Source organism: Yinghuangia soli (assembly GCF_021502675.1).
In the GTDB taxonomy this organism is placed as follows: Bacteria; Actinomycetota; Actinomycetes; order Streptomycetales; family Streptomycetaceae; genus Yinghuangia; species Yinghuangia soli.
In genome coordinates, this window is the sequence record NZ_JAKFHA010000042.1 from 30,904 (window position 1) to 47,977 (window position 17,074).

Here is a 17,074-nt window from a genome sequence, read left to right on the forward strand (position 1 = left end):
TCCGCAGTCGCACGTTCGGGTCAATCGGTCGGCTGGACGGTGACTTTCGAGCGCGACTGTCGTTGCGTCGGGCGTGACCGAGTCGACAAATAATCACGAATCACACCATGAGCCCATTGAGGCAGTTCAACCCGAGGTGCCCGGTACGCCGGATGGCGGCCCTCCGAAGGTCGCGTCTCCTCGCACCAGTCCGGAGGCCGCGGCCGAGGCGGCCGGATCGGGCAAGGGCGCCAAGCCGCCCGTCTCCATGTTGCGGATCGCCGTCGCGTCCTTTTCCGGGACGGCGATCGAGTTCTACGACTTCTTTGTGTACGGCACTGCTGCGGCTCTCGTGCTGGGCCCGTTGTTCTTCCCGTCCTTCTCGCCCGTCGCGGGCACGCTGGCCGCGTTCGCCACGTATGCGGTCGGGTTCGTCGCCCGCCCGCTCGGCTCGATGCTGTTCGGGCATGTCGGGGACCGCGTCGGACGCCGGCCCGTCCTGATCATCTCCCTGCTCATGACGGGCCTGGCCACCGTCCTCGTCGGCCTGCTCCCGACGTACGCCCAAATCGGGATCGCCGCACCGCTGTTGCTGGTCGCACTCCGCTTCCTGCAAGGCCTCGGCCTGGGCGGCGAGTGGGGCGGGGCCGTGCTGCTGGCCACCGAGCACGCGCCCGCCCGGCGGCGCGGGCTGTGGGCGAGCTTCCCGCAGACCGGGCCGTCGGTCGGCTTCCTCATGGCCAACGGCATCATGCTGGCGCTGTCCGCGAACCTCACCGACGCGCAGTTCCGGTCCTGGGGCTGGCGGATTCCCTTCTGGGCGGCGGGTGTTCTGGTCGTGATCGGCCTGGTCCTGCGTACGTCCATGGAGGAGACCCCGGAGTTCCGGAAGCTCGCCGAGCAGCAGTCCAAGGCGCGCGTACCGCTGGTCGAGGTGTTCCGCGACCACTGGCGGCTCGTCCTGTTGACCGCCGGCGCGCTGTCGATCGGGTACGCGCTCTACTACACGGTCACCACGTGGTCGCTGCACCACGGCACCCACGACCTGGGCGTCAGCCGCACCACGATGCTCGCGTGCATCATGATCGCGGTGACGGTCAAGGGCATCTGCACACCGCTGGTGGCGATGCTGGGCGACCGGTACGGCCGCAAACCGCTGTGCCTGATCGGCACGGTCGCGGTGACGCTGTGGGCGTTCCCGCTGGTCGCGCTGCTGCAGACCGGTGATCCGCAGCTCATGACCTTCGGCTTCGTGGTGGCGCTGACCGGCTTCATCACCATGTTCGCGGTGCTCGGGGCGTACCTGCCGGAGCTGTACGAGCCCCGCATCCGCTGCACGGGCGCGTCGACCGCGTACAACCTGGGCGGTGTGCTGGGCGGCGCGCTCACCCCGATCGTGGCGACCGAGCTGTCCCGCGGGGGCGGTACGCCGTGGGGCGTGGCGGCATACCTGGCGGCGATCGGCTGCGTAAGCCTGCTGTGCTTCATGGCCCTGCCGGAAACCCGTCCCGTCCTGTCCCCTACCCCCGAACCGGTCCCGGCCGCGGTCTGACACCGAGCGACCGCCGGAACGCTCCGGCTGCCTCTTGAGTTCTCGGGCGCGGATCTCCACCATCGCGGCATGACCGACGAAGAGATCCGCGCCCGCAACCTCGCCACCCTGCACCGGGCCCTGGCCGCGGTCGGCGACGTCCAGGCCCAGATGGCCCACTACACCGACGACGCCGTCTTCGAGTTCCCGTACGCCGCGCCCCCGGGCCGCGTCGAGGGCAAGCAGGTCATCACGGAGTACCTCACCGGGGCGCTCGCCATCTTCGAGATGAAGCTGACCGTCACCGAGGTCCACGCGACGACCGACCCGGACAAGTTCGTCGCGGAGTTCACCAGCGAGGGCCGCGTGACCACCACGGGCAAGCCGTACAGCAACACGTACATCTCCGTGGTCCGCTTCCGCGACGGCCTGATCTGCTCCCAGAAGGAGTTCTACAACCCGAACGCCGCCGTCGAAGCCCTCACCCCGGACGAGTGACGCGGGACGGTTTCATGGCTTCCGCCGCCTGGAGCAGGCACAACGTCGAGACGGCCGACGACCGCGTGGTCAAGCGCTTCGCCGCGCAGAATGCCGGACGAGCGGCACGCGAGTGGCAAGCTCTGACCTTGCTCTCCGCGCACGCACCCGGCCTAGGACCCGAACCGCACGAGGCGGACCTGACGGCCGATGAACCGGTCATCGTCATGTCGCGCCTGCCCGGAGTCCCGTTGCGCGGCACCGCGATGGACGCCGCGCAGCTCAGGGCATTCGCCGCAGCCGTGACGAGACTGCATGCCGCGGTACCGGCGGAGGCCGTACGCGAGACCCCAACCCGGTCCGGGCGCCCCGCCGAATTGGTGAAGCTGCTCGGCACATGGGCCGTCGACGTACTGCCGAAAACCGGAGGCCGGATACGCGAAGCCCTCGACGCCGGCCTCACCTGGCTGCCCGGTGCCCGCCTCGGCCCCGACGCTTTCGGCTCCGTCGCCGAGGTATTCGGCCCCGGCGACGGGAACCTCGCGAACTACCTGTGGGACGGAGCCGTCGTACGCATCGTCGACTTCGAAGAGTCAGGACGCAGCGACCGAGCTTTCGAACTCGCGGAGATCACCGAGCACGTAGGCGGTTGGGTGGACACCGAGCACTCACTCGACGTACCGGCGTTCCTGGCCCACTTCACCCTGTCGGACGCCGAAACGGCTCGCCTGGGCGAGTGTCGCCGACTCCTCGCCCTGGTCTGGCTGTTCATGCTGGCGATGGACGGCGGAGAGCACCCGCGCAACCCACCCGGCACCGCCGACTGCCAGGCGGAGCGGCTGATGCACCTGCTCTGCTGACCGTCACGGCCCACCTTGCCCAGGGTGATCACTTGTCTAGACTTGTAGGGATCACTTGGAGGTGACGTGCCCGCCCAGCCGCTCCCCGGCGACCGTCCGGCCTACTTGGAGATCGCGGATCAGTTGCGCGTACGAATCGTCTCGGGCGAGCTCGCCGCTGGTGCGCAGCTTCCTTCCGAGACTGACCTGCGTTCCCTGTACGGCAGTTCACGCGAGACGGTACGCAAGGCACTGGCGATCCTGAAGACCGAAGGCCTGGTGGTCAGCCAGCACGGCCGAGGCGTCTTCGTACGGCGCCGCACCCAGGTAAATCGCAGTACGTCCGCTCGCTACGTCCGGGCTGCCTGGCGAGCGGGGACCTCGGCGGGCCAGGCGGATCTGGGCGACGCCGGCCCGAAGCTGCGCGTCGACATGAGCCAGGTGGCAACCACGGCTGCCTCGGAGACGGTCGCGAAGCACCTGGGCATGGCGACAGGCGAGCCGGTGGTCACCCGCTCCCGCCGCTATCTGCAAGGCGACCAACCGCTGCAGCTCGCTTCGTCGTTCCTGCCTGGCGACATCGCCGTCGGCACGCGCGCCGAGGAACTCGACTCCGGGCCAGGCGGCTCGTGGGCTCGCCTCGAAGAGGCCGGCTGGTCGTTCACCCACGTGCGCGAGCAGGTCGAGAGCCGCCTACCGACGTTCGAGGAGTCCCAGCTCCTCCACATGTCGCCGGGCTCGCCGTTGTTCGTCATCCATCGCATCGCAACCGGCACGCAAGCAGATAAGACCCGCATCCTGGACTACAGCGAACTGCGTCTCCCTGCCGAGCTGTACGTCCTGACGTACGACTCGGCCATCAACTGACAGCCGCCTGCACGCCGACGCAAGCACCTTGCTGCAACTCGTACGTACATGTACGGTCTAGTTGTGCCTCCAGTCCCTCCCTGGATTCACACGCCCGACGTCACAGCAGCAGGAGGACAGCCATGCATGACAGCCACCCGCCCGCCCACAACGTCTACGCCACCTTCGCGCGCGGCATCCCCTTGGCCCGCGACCGGCAGACTCGATCGCTGTCCGTACCTCTCACCTTGCACGGCCTCGATGGTGACGCAGTTGGCGAGTCCGCCCTTCGGCTCGACGGTGTCGACGCCGAACTCCTGCACGCGGCGTTGACCAGGCTGCTTGAGAGCGTGGACCAGGCTCCGCGAGTCAGTTGACTGCGTGCCGCTGCCCGGCTCCGCGGAAACCCACCGGCCGGGCAGCGGCCACCACTCCCCCTGCCCCCAGCCCCGCGCACCGGCTGACCTTGGTTTGCGGTGCGTAAGGCGACGGTCCTCCCTGGCTGCCAGACTCCGGGCATGGCACCTGGCGAACACGACATACGCGCGCAGTGGGAACGGATAGATGCCTGGATGCGCTCGCACGGCGCGCGCCCGGTGGAATGCCGTCCGGCTGCGGATCCGGAGCAACTCGAATCCCTCGCCGACGAGTTGGGCATCGACTTGCCCGCCGATCTGCGCGCGTGGTGGAGCCTTGCCGGCCTCTGCCGGGACAACTGGATACCGGTGGCCTTCGCGCCGGAGACCTGGGCCGACGCGCTGGAAATGCGCGAGATCCAGTTGCAGGTCGCCGACGACGAGGACTGGTCCGACCCGGGCATGGACGCGCGTATGCGCTTCGATCCCGCCTTCCTGCCGATCGGCATGAGCCCGGGCGGCGACAGCCTCATCGTCGACCTCCGCGCCGACGCCGGGCAGTTCGGCGCGGTCCTGTTCTGGGACCACGAGACATGGAAACTCGACGTGCCGCTCTGGGAATCGGTCGGGGCCATGCTCCGCGACGCCGCCCAGGCGCTCGAGACACGCTCCCGGGTCCTCCTCGGCCACGCGGCGCGCGGCGGGAGCGCCGAAGAACCGTCCTTCGGGTACGTGGCCGCGGACGGCTGGCTGACCTGGGAGCCGGAGCTGCCACCCGCCCCCTGACCGTCGCCGGCACCGGCACCGGCACCGGCCGCTTACCCGGCTCCCCATGCCGGTCGAGGACGCGGCCGTACGACTGCCATCCGGCTGCCGTACGGCGCTGGGCGGCTTACTGTCAGGGCAGGTCGCGGCGCATCAGGTCGGTGTAGGTTTCGCGGCGTACCACGGCGCGGTGGGTTCCCTCGCGGACGAAGACCACCGGCGGGCGGCGCGCGCCGTTGTAGTTGTTGCTCAGCGCGTAGGTGTAGGCGCCGGTGACCGGCACGGCGATGAGGTCCCCGACGCGCGGGTCCGCCAAGAGGACGCCGGCGGAGAGGGTGTCGCCCGACTCGCAGTGCCGGCCCACCAGGCGGCACAGCTCGCCGTCGCCTGTCGGGCGGGCGGCGACGGCGGCCTCGAAGCGCTGCTGGTAGAGGGAGACTTCGAGGTTGTCGCCCATCCCGCCGTCGACGGCGACGAAGGTATGGCCTTCGCTGCGCTTCACGGAGACGACCCGGTACAGCGAGACGCCCGACTCGGCGACCATCGAGCGGCCCGGCTCGATGAGGATGCGGGCCTCGGCGGGCAGCAGGCGTCGGGCGACGTCGGTCACGGCGTCGAGGTACGCCTCCACCGTGGGCGGCCGGTCGGCGTAGGTGTAGCGGGAGCCGAGGCCGCCGCCCAGGTCGTAGACGGCGAACTCGCCGAGTTCGGCCACCGCTTCGACGGCCTGCGCGAAGGGCGCGAGATCCAGGATCTGCGATCCGATGTGCACGTGGACGCCGTCCAGCCGCAGCCGGTCACTGCCGCGCAGTCGCGCGATCGCCGCCCGGGCCTGCGGCAGGGGCAGGCCGAACTTGGAGCCGCTCTGGCCGGTGGAGACGGCCTCGTGGGTGTCGGGGCGGATGCCGGGGGTGAGCCGGACCAGCACTCCCTGCACCGCCGCGGTGCCGGCCAGGATCTTCTCCAGCCGGTCGATGTCGTCGAAGTTGTCGACGACGACCGTCCCGGCGCCGGCCTCGACGGCAAGGCGCAGTTCCTCCTCGGTCTTGGCGTTGCCGTGCACGATCAGGCCGGCCGGGTCCGCGCCTGCGGCGAGGGCGACGGCCAGCTCGCCGCCGCCGGCCACGTCGATGCCGATGCCCTCCTCCGCGAGCAGCCGGATGACGGCGGTGCAGGGGAATGCCTTGGAGGCGAAGGCGACGCGGGAGTTCGGCCATCGGGCAGCCAGGCCGTCGGCGTACCGCCGGGCGCGGGCGCGGACCGACGCCTCGTCGATGATCAGCGCGGGGGTGCCGTAGGACTCGGCGAGCTCGGCCACCGGTACGCCGCCGATCACCAGTGCACCGCTCGCGTCCCGGGTGGTCCCACCCGGGAACAGTCCCAGCAGTTCCCGGCCTGCCTGCGTCTGCATCGCTGCCATCCGCGCTCCTCGTGCCTGTATTCCGTCCTGCTTCGTGCCATGTTCGCGGCTCCGGACGCGCCGGGGCATCGTTGACAGCGTCAATGCGGGGCTCCCAGACTTGACGCCCACCACAGTCCTTCGCGCCGGGAGTGCACCATGCGGAAGTCCGGCGCGCCGGGGAACCTGCCTGTCCGTCAGCTCGTCGACAGCATCGGGCCGGCGCTGCTCCGCCTGGTGCAGGACGGGACCGGCAGCGGCGGGCCGCTCACCGACGTCGCCATCCATGCGCCGGGGGCGCCGACCCGGTTCGGACCCGGATGCGTGGTGCTGGGGGTCGGCGTGACCACCGAGGCCGAGCTGCGCGAGCTGACCGCGGCCATGCGGCAGGCCGGCGCGGAGGTGCTGGCGGTGAAGGCCCCGGTGCCTCCGTCGGCCGACGACGCTCCGGCGATCATCGAGGTCAACCGGGACGCGTCCTGGATGCACGTGGCGACGACCGTGCGCGAGCAACTGCTCGCGGATGCGCGGACCCGGGTGCGCTCGGCCGACAGCGGCGCGGAGCTGTTCGCCCTGGCCAATGCCGTCTACGAGGCGGTCGGCGCCCCGGTCACCATCGAGGACCGCTTCTCCGCGCTGGTCGCCTGGTCGCAGGGGCAGGACCGGACCGACTCCGAGCGGATCGAGACCATCCTGGGGCGGGCCGTGCATCAGCGGACGCTCGCCGAACAGCGCGAGCGCCAGGAGTTCGAGCGGCTCCACGCCAGCACCGAACCGGTGTACATGGCGGCGACCGGGCCGGATCAGCTGGCCAGGGTGGCCATCGCGGTGAGGGCCGGTTCGGACGTCCTCGGCTACATATGGGCTGCCGTCACCGGGCCGCTGGACGACGCAGCCACGGCCCGGTTGCGCGAGTTCGCGCCGGTGGTCGCCCTGCAGCTGGTGGGCCTGCGCACGGAGACCAGCTACGCCCGCCGCCAGCGCGGCGAGTTGGCCGCCGCGGTGCTCGGCGGCGCGGTGGACCCGGTGGAGGCGAGCCGGCTGCAGCTGGGCTCCGGTCCGGTGTGCGTCCTGGCCGCGGCCCCGCGGTCGGCCGGGAACACGGGCTCGGATGCACGGGACGCCGCCGGGCTGCGCCGGTTCGCGGACACGCTGGAGTACTTTCTGGCGGCCGTGCACCCCCGTTCAGCCGTGGTGGCGGGCACCGGAGTGGTGTACGTCCTGGCGGCGTGGCCCGCGGAACACGCCGCGCCCCTGGAAGCCGCCGCGGCCCTGGCCCGCGACTTCCTCGCCCGGACCCCGCTGGCCGGCGACTACGTGGTCGCGGTCGGCGGCCCGGCCGAATCGACGGGCCGGATAGCCCACGTGCGGGCGCAGGCGGACGCCGCGTTGCGCGCGCTGCGGCATCCGGCCGTGCGCGGACCGGTCGTGCGCACGGTGGAGGACATGGCGCTGTCGGTGCTGCTGCTGCACCTCGCCGATGCGTCCGAGGAACTCGGCCTGACGGACACCGGCGGCGCGCTGCAGCGGCTGCGCCAGGAAGAGGGCGAGGACGGGCCGCTCGCGGCGACCCTGGCCGCGTATCTCGCCGCCGCGGGAGCCACCGACACCGCGGCGGAGGCCCTGCACATCCACCCCAACACCATGCGCTACCGGCTGCGCCGTATCCGCGAGGTCTCCGGGCTGGACTTCGCCGATGCCGACGCCATGCTGCTCGCGCACCTCCGACTGCGGGTGCGCGAGCTGCGGACGGGTGCTTCTCAGGGCTTCGGCCGGTCCAGGAACGATCGCGTGTAGCGGCACCCGTCCAGGTCGACCCAGAGCACCTCGCCGTCCAGGACGGGGCCGGGCACCAGTCGCTCCGGCAGCCGCGGGTCGGCTCCGACTCGGTATGTACCGTCGTCGAGCCGGACGAGTTCCGGTTCGTCGCAGGGCGCTTCGACGCCGGTCGCGGCGATCATGTGCAGGCGCCCCGCCCGCTGCACGATGCCGAAGGCGGGGTACCAGGGGGTGTAGCTCCGGTACCGGCCTTCGAGCGGGTGCGGTGCAACAGCCGGAGCGGCCGGGGCGGGGCCCAGTGACTCGGGGCCGTAGAGCCAGCGTCCGTCCCAGGAGTGGTGGTACGCGGACCACCCCGGGTGGTCGCACACCAGCCGCCCGTCCCCGGTGTCGTAGAGCCTGCCGGTCTCCCCGTCCGCGGTGAGCGTGAGGCGGTCGTCCCCCGCGGTCTCGACGACGATCCGGCGCTGCGCCGTTCCGTGGGTCCCGACGTAGCGCCGGGCGTCGGGGATCCGCTCCGGGTCGAACAGCGCCGGGTCGGCCGGGGCGCCCTGGACGACGTCGAGCACATGGCGGGCGAAGCGGTCGATGATCTGGCACTCGCCGGGTGCGTTGGTCAGCACGGCGACGCCGTGCCCGCCGTCGGTGTCGACGGCGAGGTACGAGCGGTATCCGACCATTCCGCCGGCGTGCGTCAGCCAGGTCCGGCCGTCGACCACTTCCACGTCCACGCCGCACGCGTAGCCGGAACCGGAGTCCGCACCGGAATCTGAACCGGAACCGGACGTGTCGCCGGGCACCGTCAGAAGCTCCCGCAGACGCTCCGGCCGGATGACCGCGGTGCCGTCCAGCGTGCCCCGGCCCAGCAGCATGCGGGCGAACCGGCCCAGGTCGGAGGCGGTGGCCAGAACGTTCCCGTCGGCCGACGAGTACGCGAAGAAGCCGGCCGGCGCGAGCGGGGCCGCCGGCAGCGGCGGTCGGTCCTCGTGCAGGAAGCGGTAGCCGGTGGCGAGTTCGGCGATGTCCTCGGGGACGATCCGCGCCGCCGAGTCGCGCATGCCCAGGGGCCGCAGCAGCCGTCCGGCCATCGCGTCCGCCAGCGGTTCCCCGGTCACCTTCTCGACGATCAGCCCCAGCAGGTTGTAGCCCTCGTTGGAGTAGTGGAACAGCTCACCCGGTTCGGCCCAGGTCATCGCGTTGCGCAGCGCGTAGCCGCGGGCGGCGGCATCGGGGAGCGCGTCGGCCCCGGCAACCAGGCCCGAGGTGTGCTGCAGGAGATGCCGGACGGTGATCGCACGGGAGCCGCCGTTCGGCGCGAACCAGGGCAGGTAGTCGGCGACCGGCGCGTCGAGGTCCACCTTCCCCTCGTCGGCGAGGATGCCGAGCAGGACGGAGGTGAAGGTCTTGCTGACGGAACCGATCTCGAAGCGGGTACGACGCGAAATCGGCGCTTTGGACTCGGCGTTCGCGAATCCTGCGGTAACGGACGCGGACTCGCCGGCGCCGTCCACGACACTGATCGCGATTCCCGGCACCGGCCACCGGGTCCGCAACTGCTCGGCAAGCTCCGCGAGCACTCGTTGCATCTCCATCAGCCGTCCGCCTTCCGCGCACCGATTCCGGCGAAGCGGTCCGGACCCAGCTCGACCAGCGAGAGGTCGATCTCGGCGTCCGGCCGGTCGCCTTTGGCGAACCGCCGGCACAACGGGTACAGCAGCACGGCCAGCAGGGCCACCGCGGCACTCGCGCCGAACGTCGCGGGCTCGTCGACCGCAGTACTCCAGGCCAGGTACCCGATCATCGCGGTGGGCAGCGCGACCACCAGCACCGCACCAGGCCACCCGCCGGGGACCCGGACCGGCCGGAGCATCTGCGGGTACCTCCAGCGCAGCACCAGGAAGGCCGCGAACTCCAGCAGGATCGAGGCCAGGCTGAGCAGCACCATGGCCCGCAGGATCGCGCTGAAGTCGACGGCAGCGAGCACGATGACGATGGTGGTGCTCGCCAGCAGCGCACCGACCGGCGTGTCGTACCGCTTGCTGTCCCGGGCCATCCAGCGCGGCAGGTACCCGTCCGCGGCGAGTGCCCGCGGGACCCGGGTGCTCGTCAGCAGGATCGCCGTGAACAGCCCGGCCAGGGACAGCCCCGCCCCCACGGAGATCAGCACCTTCAGCCAGACGCCGCCCAACTCCTCGCCGACCACGACGAAGTCGCCCTGGACCCAGTCGGCAGGCGAATCCCGGTGCAGGCCGCTGCCGATGGCCGCGATGGTGGGCAGCAGGTAGGCGGTGATGATCAGCGGAACCGCGATGAGAAGGGCGCGGGTGTAGGTCCGGTGCGCGTCGCGGACCTCCCCCATCACCGTGCTCGGGCCGTCGAAGCCCAGGTAGAGCCAGACGATCACGCTGAGGGCTGCGGCCACCGACGAGTGGACGCTTTGGTCCTGCACCACGAAGGGCGTGAACACGTTGATGTCGTCGGCGACGGCATGCCAGATGCCGAGGACCGCCAGCACGGCGAACGGGGCCAGGATCGCCAGCATCATCCCGATCGAGTACTCGCTCACCGCTTTGGAGCCGCGGTAGTTGAGGTACGCCATCGGGAGGATGAAGGCGACGGTGACGATCCAGTGCAGGTCCACGACGAAGCCGCCGTGGAACAGGTCCACGACAACCACGGCCTCCCCGCGGGCGATGTCCGGAACCCACGTGGCCAGATAGTCGACCAGCAGGATCGGGTAGAGGGCGAGGTTGAGCACCGACCCGATGGAGGTCCAGGCGCCGAACACGAAGCCCGCACCTCTGCCGAGCGCGATCTTCGTCCAGTGGTAGTAGCTGCCGTTGACCGGTATCGCGGCACTCAACTCCGCTGCCACCAGTGCGTTCGGCACGCCGAAGACCACCGGTATCAGGACGATCATCAACAGGGTCAGGCCCGGGCCGGCGCCGGAGAGCGACTCTTCGAGTCCGAAGGGGCCTCCGGACACCGTGAAGAAGAAGATTCCGACCAGGGGCAGCACACCGAGCGTGCGTCTGCCCGGACCGGACGCCGGCCGCGTGGTCTCCGACGTGATCAGTTCGCTCATCCTGGGCTCCGCTCTCCATTCGCGCCTGGTCGGCAAAACGTATGGGGCGGCACGGGAGCCGTCGTCGTCGCGCACGACAAAGCCGCGGCTTGCCGATTGACGCTTCCACCAATGCCGGGCGCAGGGACGTGCGACGCCACCGGAGCAGCCGCGGCCGACCGGGGGCGGGGCGAAGCGCGCCGGGACCGCTGCTTACGCTGCTGGGACGCGCCGCCGTTCCAGGAGTACTACCGATGACTGTCGAGACCACCGCCCCCGCACACCCGACGTACGGGGAGTACCTCCCGGTCACGGTCCACTTCGACGATCTCGACGCGTTCGGGTTCCTGCACAACACGCGGCATCCGCTGCTCGTGGCGCGGGCCTGGGACGACTGCCTCGCCGGGTACGGCATCGCGTACGACGGCGACTGGTCGACCGGGGACGTCTGCTACGCGGTCAAGGAGCTGCAGATCGGTTACGAGGCCCCGGTGACCCGCCACGGCCGCTACCTCATGCACCTGTGGATCGAGCGCCTCGGCAGCACCGGCCTCACCCACGGCTTCCGGCTGTGCAGCGCGGACGGTACGACCACGCACGCCCGCGGCCGCCGCGTCCTGGTCCGCCTCGACTCCGCGTCGCGCACCCCGACCCCATGGACGGACGCCTTCCGCACGACCGCCGCGCCTGCCCTCACCCCGGCCGACTGACCGGCCAAGCTCCGCACAAGACGCGGCTCAGCCCTCGGCGGCATCCGGCCCGGGAGGCTCAGGATGCCGGTCCACCCCGCCCATGATGTTCTCCCGGCCCCAGGCCCCCAGCGGCTCCAGGGCCTTGTTGAGCAGCGCCCCGGTCTCGGTCAGGGAGTACTCGACGCGCGGCGGCACTTCGTCGTACGCGACGCGATGCACGATGCCGTCCTCTTCGAGCTCGTGCAGGTGGGACGCCAGCACCTTGACGGTGATCCCCGGCACCTGGCGGCGCAGTTCGCCGAAGCGGATCCCCGGGTACTCGTGCAGCGCCCAGAGGATCAGCACCTTCCACTTGCCGCCGATCACGCCGACGGCCGCATCGATGCCGCAGACGTACCGGCCCGGTCTGATCCGCTCGCTCGCCATCCCCCTCCGACCTCCCGTAGTGCGCCGACCTGGAGACTCACTTGAGAGTAACCGGTGATTCGAAAGTGCCTACTTGAGTCGTCCACAGGCTTCCGGCGAGCCTGAACCCATGACGCAAGACCTGAAGCAAACCCGACAGAACGCCGCAGACAACCCCGTCACGCTGCTCGGCCTCGGCGCGATGGGGACCGCCCTCGCCCGCACCTGGCTGGCCGCCGGGCATCCGCTCACGGTGTGGAACCGCACCGCTTCGCGTGCCGACGCCCTGGTCGCCGAGGGCGCGAAGGCCGCAGCCACCGCCGCCGAGGCCGTCGCTGCCAGTCCGCTCATCGTCGTGTGCCTGCTGGACGAGGCGTCGGTGACCGAGGCACTCGCCGGCGTCGACCTGGCCGGCAAGGACGTCGTCGACCTGACCACCGGAACTCCCGCGCAGGCCCGGGCCCGGGCGCGGTGGGCCGAGGAGCGCGGCGCGCGCTTCCTGGACGGCGGGATCATGGCGGTCCCGCCGATGATCGGGATCCCGGAGGCCGGCGGCTACGTCTTCTACAGCGGTTCGCGCGCGCTGTTCGACGCGCACGCGGACACGCTGTCGGTGCCCGCGGGGGCGAACTTCGTCGGCGCCGACCCCGGCTTCGCGAGCCTGCACGACGTCGCCCTGCTCAGCGGCATGTACGGCATGTTCGCCGGCATCACGCACGCCTTCGCCCTCGTCCGCGGCGAAGCGGACATCAAGCCCACCGAGTTCGCCCCGCTGCTCAAGGGCTGGCTGCACGCGATGAGCGGGGCCGTCGACGGCTACGCGGAGCGCCTGGAGAGCGGCGACTACACCACCGGAGTGGTCTCCAACCTGGCGATGCAGGTGGCCGGCATCCCGACCTTCCTCGGCACCGCCGCCGGACAGGGGGTCAGCACCGAACTCCTCACGCCCTTCTTCGGCCTGATGGAACGTCTGCTCGGCGAAGGAGCCGGCGCGGAGGACACCGCGCGTGCGGTGGACCTGCTGGCCGGACGGGCGGGAGCCGCCACCGCCTAGGACTGCCCCGGTTCGACCAGGCGGAGACAACGCACCGCGCACCTGGGGTCGGGCTTCCCGGATTCGATGCGGACCTCCCCGCTCCGCCCCCACGGCGGCTGCTCGTCGGCGACGAAGTAGCCGACCTCCAGGGCCCGGACGAGTTTCCCGTCGCGCATGAAGTACAGCACCGACCCGATGGGGAAGGACGCCCGGTAGGGCAGCATCGCCTTGCAGCCCACCAGCGCGCTGGTGTCGACCACACCGTGCCCCTCCTCACCCGGGGCCGCGACCACCAGACCGGCGGAGATCGCGTACACCTGGTCCCAGTCGTCCGCGAACGGGGTCAGATCCGCGAGCCGCGCACCGGCGCCCGTGGCCTCGACCCGGGCGAGCGCGTCGCGCAGGCGGCCCGCATCGCCGCCGTCGTGGGCGTAGCGGGCGATGCACTCGTCGTCGCGCTCGTCCTCCGAGGTGATCGCCCAGTACGCCAGCGCCGCCCCGACATAGGCGACGTACGCGACCACCAGTCCGACGCACACGGCCAGTACCCACCGCGCGGGCGTCATCCGTCTTCGCGGGCGCAGGTGCCGCTCGAGTTCGTCGTCGAGTGACGTCATGGCGACCGTTCTACCGCCGGGCTTGGCTGCCCGCGTCAGCCTTTGGGACCACCTCACCGCCCCCTCTGGTGTTCATGGCGGTCGGCCGACACTCTCGTTGGCTGGGCAACTCGCCCGCAGGGAGGGGATTTCCATGGCGATGCCGGTGCCGCACGCGGCCGCGATGGCGGGGACCATCGCTTCGCTCGTCAACCTGGTGACCAACCTCGACGAGTTCAACTTCTACTGGGAGGACCGGGTCTCGCTCACCCGCAAGGCGATCAGGGTCGACATGGGTACCAGCGAACTCATCATCGACATCCACCCGGGGACGTCCGACGTACACGACTACCTGTTCGATTTCGGCCACGCGTACACGCGCGGCGTCGACCACAGCGAGGCGCACATCGAGACGAACCTGACGGTCGCGCAGCTCAACGCCCTGTCGGAACGGCTCGACGAGCAGTTCCACACCGACATCCAGTACGCCTACGAGCACCGCAACGACACACCGGCAACCGTGGACGGCGACTGGCGCGCGACTCAGAAGGCCAAGGAGAAGAAGGAAAAGGAGAAGGACAAGTAACCAAGACGTCGGATCCGGCCCGGCCGAGGAACGCTCCTCGGCCGGACCGGATCCCGACTCGTCGCCGGCCTGCTCCGTCACGCGCGTGCCTGCACCTCCGTGCGCGTCGCAGGCCGCGTTGCCGCACCGCTACGGCTGCACGCCCGGAACCCCCACGAACGCCGGGCACTTGGCCGCGCCCTTCGGCACGTCCTCCGGCCGCAGCGGCTGCCAGACCTTGGCGACCTCGGGACCGACCTCGGCCGCGATGGGCGCCAGGAAGTCGAGGTCGAAGCCGTACAGCTTGGCCGCGTTGCCGCCGACCATCGCGGCGACCTCGGCCGGGTCGATGCCGTTGTACGTCAGCTGCAGAGCCTCGCGGCTGAACGGGTGGCTCGCCTCCTTGTGCGGGTAGTCGCTCCCCCACATGACGCGGTCCACGCCCACCGCATAACGCAGCGCGGCTTCCGCCGGGCGCTGGAAGCTGGCCCCCACGTGGCACTGCCGGGCCCAGTACTCGCTCGGCTTGAGCTCCATCGAGGCGACCAACTCGTGGCCCCACTCGTACTCTTGCGAGCCGACCGCGGTGCCCATCCGGTGCCAGTAGTAGTCGAGCCGGCGGCATTCCTCGGGGATCCAGGCGGTGCCCTGCTCGGTGAAGACGAACTGCAGCTCCGGGTGCTTGTCCATGGTCCCGGAGACGATGAGGTGGGTGAACGCGCGGTGCGCCCACCACGACACCTCGGTCAGGAACACCACCTTGTCGGTCAGCGTGTCGCCGATCGGCGGGGCAGCCGAGCCGGTGTGGTGGTTGACCGGAATGCCGAGTTCCTCGGCGGCCTGCCACAGCGGCTTGTAGTGCTCGTAGTTCCACAGTTCCACCAGACCGGAGCCAGGCGGGGTGCCGGGCAGCAGCAGGCCGCCGGTGAGGCCGGCCTCCTTGGCCCAGCGGATCTCCTCGATCGCCGCGTCCAGGTCGTGCAGCATGACCTGGACGATGCCGGCGCGGCGGCCGGGGGTCTTGGCGCAGAAGTCGGCCATCCAGCGGTTGTGCGCCTTGAGGCCCTCCCACCGCAGCTTCAGGTCGCCGGCGTTGGCGGCCGGCGGCTGGTCGGTCAGCGAGGCCTTGGGGAAGAACGGCGGAACGGTGTTGGGGTAGATGACCTCGGCCACCACCCCGTCGTCCTCGAGGTCCCGCAGCCGGCGGTCGGAGTCCCAGTTGCGCTTGCCGGCGTCGCCGAGCAGGTCCGGGTACGGCACTTCGTAGTGCCGGACCCAGGCGTCGAACTCCTCGTGCAGGCGGGACGGCAGGTAGGCGCGGTACTCGTTGATCTCGCCGCCGCCGTGGCAGTCGGCGGAGACCACCGTGTACCGCTCCGGGCCGTCCCAGGCCGGCATGGCGGACGGTGTCATGCCGTCATCTGTCATGGTGCTCAGACCTCCAGGGCTTCCGCGGTCGGGTTGATCGCGGCGCCGTAGTCGAGACCCGTCATCCAGTGGCGGCCGATCTCCTTCACGGCCGCCCACTTGGTCTCCAGGTCCTTGACCGCGCCGTCGGGTCCGGTCTGCCCAAGTGTCTCCGGCGTCACACCGACACGCTCCGCGTGCGGCTTGAGGACGTCGAGGTCGAACCCGTAGACGCCGGCCGCCGCTTCGCCCAGCATGACGCGCGTCTCGTCGATCGGGACGTCGCCGAACGTCTTGCGCAGAATGTTGAGGGTCTCCGGCCAGGTGCCTTCGGGGTGCGGGAAGTCGTTGCCCCAGCAGATGTTGCCGATGCCGATCTCGTACCGCATGCCGATCTCGCGGCGCTTGGTGTTGGACGCCCCGATGAAGCAGTTGCGGTCGAAGTACTCGCTGGGCAGGAGCTTGACCTCCTCGAAGCCGGCCAGCTTGGCCGCGCCGCGCGAGCCGAGCAGCAGCCGGTCCATGAACCACAGCATGTTGCCGACCCACCAGCAACCGGCCTCGGTGACACCGAACTTCAGGCGCGGGAAGCGCTCGAAGACGCCGGACCACAGCAGGAACCACAGCGGGCGGGCGGGCCACCACGTCACCTCGGTGACGTAGATGCCGAGGTGGTTGCCGTACGACTCGCGGTCGGCCGGGCCGGAGTGCGTGACGACGGGGAGTTCGAGCTCCTCGCACAGCGCCCACACCGGGTCGTACTTGCGGTCGTGGTACGGCGTCTGGTTCATCCACATGGCCGGGATCATGACCGCGCCGAGGCCGTCGGCCTTGATGCGGCGGATCTCGGCGAGCACGTCGGGCAGGTCCGCGGTGATCGGGATCAGCGCGACCCCGCGGCGGCGCTCCGGCGAGGTCTTGCACAGTTCGGCGAGCCACCGGTTGTGCGCCTGCGCTCCGGCCAGGCCGAGCTCCGGGTCCATGTCGCCGGAGAGCCCGAGGCCCGCGCCGAACGGCACGCAGGTGCGGGACTCGACGGCGTCTGCATCCGGGAAGATGACCTCCCCGACCACGCCGTCCTTGTCGAGTTCGAGGTCGCGCCGGTCGACCTCCCAACCGCTGCGCAGCACCTCCTCGTTGGTCTCGAACCAGTTCGCGGCGAAGTCCTCGTTGCGCACGCCCAGGTCGGTGATGGCCTTGAGCTGCGCCTCGCGCTCCGACATGAACTGGTCGAACGCGGCGTGGTGCTTCGTCGCGAGGTAGTCGCGGTACAGCTCGGTGGGCAGCCCGGCGTGGGTGTCCGAGGAGATGATGATGTACGGGTCAAGCTGGCTCATG

General features: G+C 70.7%; 17 protein-coding genes. 10 read left to right on the forward strand and 7 right to left on the reverse strand.

The features are described from left to right. The first annotated feature begins 247 nt into the window (after nucleotides 1-247). From LZ495_RS38145 to LZ495_RS38170, 6 genes are all read left to right on the forward strand, one after another. The gene (locus tag LZ495_RS38145) at nucleotides 248-1,531 is read left to right on the forward strand and encodes an MFS transporter (protein WP_235057777.1); all 1,284 of its coding nucleotides are present in this window, start codon (nucleotides 248-250) and stop codon (nucleotides 1,529-1,531) included. Nucleotides 1,532-1,600: 69 nt separating this feature from the next. Beyond that, the gene (locus LZ495_RS38150) at nucleotides 1,601-2,008 is read left to right on the forward strand and encodes a nuclear transport factor 2 family protein (protein ID WP_235057778.1); all 408 of its coding nucleotides are present in this window, start codon (nucleotides 1,601-1,603) and stop codon (nucleotides 2,006-2,008) included. Nucleotides 2,009-2,022: 14 nt separating this feature from the next. Continuing rightward, on the forward strand, nucleotides 2,023-2,847 hold the full coding sequence (locus LZ495_RS38155; RefSeq protein WP_235057779.1) for a phosphotransferase family protein: 825 nt from the start codon (nucleotides 2,023-2,025) through the stop codon (nucleotides 2,845-2,847). Nucleotides 2,848-2,913: 66 nt separating this feature from the next. Continuing rightward, entirely contained in the window at nucleotides 2,914-3,693 is a 780-nt protein-coding gene (locus LZ495_RS38160; RefSeq protein ID WP_235057780.1) for a GntR family transcriptional regulator, read from the forward strand. Nucleotides 3,694-3,815: 122 nt separating this feature from the next. Next, the gene (locus LZ495_RS38165; protein WP_235057781.1) at nucleotides 3,816-4,049 is read left to right on the forward strand and encodes a hypothetical protein; all 234 of its coding nucleotides are present in this window, start codon (nucleotides 3,816-3,818) and stop codon (nucleotides 4,047-4,049) included. A gap of 141 nt (nucleotides 4,050-4,190) precedes the next feature. Next, on the forward strand, nucleotides 4,191-4,814 hold the full coding sequence (locus LZ495_RS38170) for an SMI1/KNR4 family protein (protein WP_235057782.1): 624 nt from the start codon (nucleotides 4,191-4,193) through the stop codon (nucleotides 4,812-4,814). A gap of 112 nt (nucleotides 4,815-4,926) precedes the next feature. Here the strand turns inward: LZ495_RS38170 and lysA are convergent, their stop codons facing one another. Beyond that, entirely contained in the window at nucleotides 4,927-6,213 is a 1,287-nt protein-coding gene (gene lysA / locus LZ495_RS38175; protein WP_235057783.1) for a diaminopimelate decarboxylase, read from the reverse strand. Nucleotides 6,214-6,351: 138 nt separating this feature from the next. Between lysA and LZ495_RS38180 the strand changes: the two genes are divergently transcribed. Beyond that, nucleotides 6,352-7,989 (forward strand): PucR family transcriptional regulator, encoded by a 1,638-nt coding sequence (locus LZ495_RS38180; RefSeq protein ID WP_235057784.1) that lies wholly within the window; start codon nucleotides 6,352-6,354, stop codon nucleotides 7,987-7,989. Here LZ495_RS38180 and LZ495_RS38185 read toward each other — a convergent pair. Both LZ495_RS38185 and LZ495_RS38190 read right to left on the reverse strand, forming a co-directional pair. Continuing rightward, nucleotides 7,953-9,563: a serine hydrolase domain-containing protein gene (locus tag LZ495_RS38185; RefSeq protein WP_235057785.1), complete on the reverse strand. Its 1,611-nt coding sequence runs from the start codon at nucleotides 9,561-9,563 to the stop codon at nucleotides 7,953-7,955. The genes LZ495_RS38180 and LZ495_RS38185 overlap by 37 nt on opposite strands. After that, a complete protein-coding gene (locus LZ495_RS38190) occupies nucleotides 9,563-11,056 on the reverse strand; it encodes an APC family permease (RefSeq protein ID WP_235057786.1) in 1,494 nt (497 codons plus the stop codon). The genes LZ495_RS38185 and LZ495_RS38190 overlap by 1 nt, the downstream gene beginning before the upstream one ends. Before the next feature lie 233 nt (nucleotides 11,057-11,289). Between LZ495_RS38190 and LZ495_RS38195 the strand changes: the two genes are divergently transcribed. Continuing rightward, a complete protein-coding gene (locus LZ495_RS38195; protein WP_235057787.1) occupies nucleotides 11,290-11,745 on the forward strand; it encodes an acyl-CoA thioesterase in 456 nt (151 codons plus the stop codon). 27 nt (nucleotides 11,746-11,772) lie between these two features. Here the strand turns inward: LZ495_RS38195 and LZ495_RS38200 are convergent, their stop codons facing one another. Then, a complete protein-coding gene (locus LZ495_RS38200; RefSeq protein ID WP_235057788.1) occupies nucleotides 11,773-12,153 on the reverse strand; it encodes a winged helix-turn-helix transcriptional regulator in 381 nt (126 codons plus the stop codon). A 109-nt stretch (nucleotides 12,154-12,262) separates the two neighbouring features. Between LZ495_RS38200 and LZ495_RS38205 the strand changes: the two genes are divergently transcribed. After that, on the forward strand, nucleotides 12,263-13,186 hold the full coding sequence (locus tag LZ495_RS38205; RefSeq protein WP_235057789.1) for an NAD(P)-dependent oxidoreductase: 924 nt from the start codon (nucleotides 12,263-12,265) through the stop codon (nucleotides 13,184-13,186). Here LZ495_RS38205 and LZ495_RS38210 read toward each other — a convergent pair. Continuing rightward, nucleotides 13,183-13,785 carry a hypothetical protein gene (locus tag LZ495_RS38210; protein ID WP_235057790.1) on the reverse strand — a complete coding sequence of 201 codons (603 nt, stop codon included), beginning with the start codon at nucleotides 13,783-13,785 and terminating at the stop codon, nucleotides 13,183-13,185. The two genes, LZ495_RS38205 and LZ495_RS38210, sit on opposite strands and share 4 nt — an antisense overlap. 133 nt (nucleotides 13,786-13,918) lie before the next feature. Between LZ495_RS38210 and LZ495_RS38215 the strand changes: the two genes are divergently transcribed. Continuing rightward, nucleotides 13,919-14,350 (forward strand): hypothetical protein, encoded by a 432-nt coding sequence (locus LZ495_RS38215; protein WP_235057791.1) that lies wholly within the window; start codon nucleotides 13,919-13,921, stop codon nucleotides 14,348-14,350. Between the two features lie 129 nt (nucleotides 14,351-14,479). On the opposite strand, the gene LZ495_RS38220 is transcribed toward LZ495_RS38215, so the two are convergent. Together LZ495_RS38220 and LZ495_RS38225 are read right to left on the reverse strand one after the other, a co-directional pair. Next, nucleotides 14,480-15,757, reverse strand: coding sequence for an amidohydrolase family protein (locus tag LZ495_RS38220; protein ID WP_235057792.1), 1,278 nt, complete (start codon nucleotides 15,755-15,757; stop codon nucleotides 14,480-14,482). 5 nt (nucleotides 15,758-15,762) lie between these two features. Further along, complete coding sequence (locus LZ495_RS38225) at nucleotides 15,763-17,073, reverse strand: amidohydrolase family protein (RefSeq protein WP_235057793.1); 1,311 nt, start codon at nucleotides 17,071-17,073, stop codon at nucleotides 15,763-15,765. Between the last annotated feature and the right edge of the window lies 1 nt (nucleotide 17,074).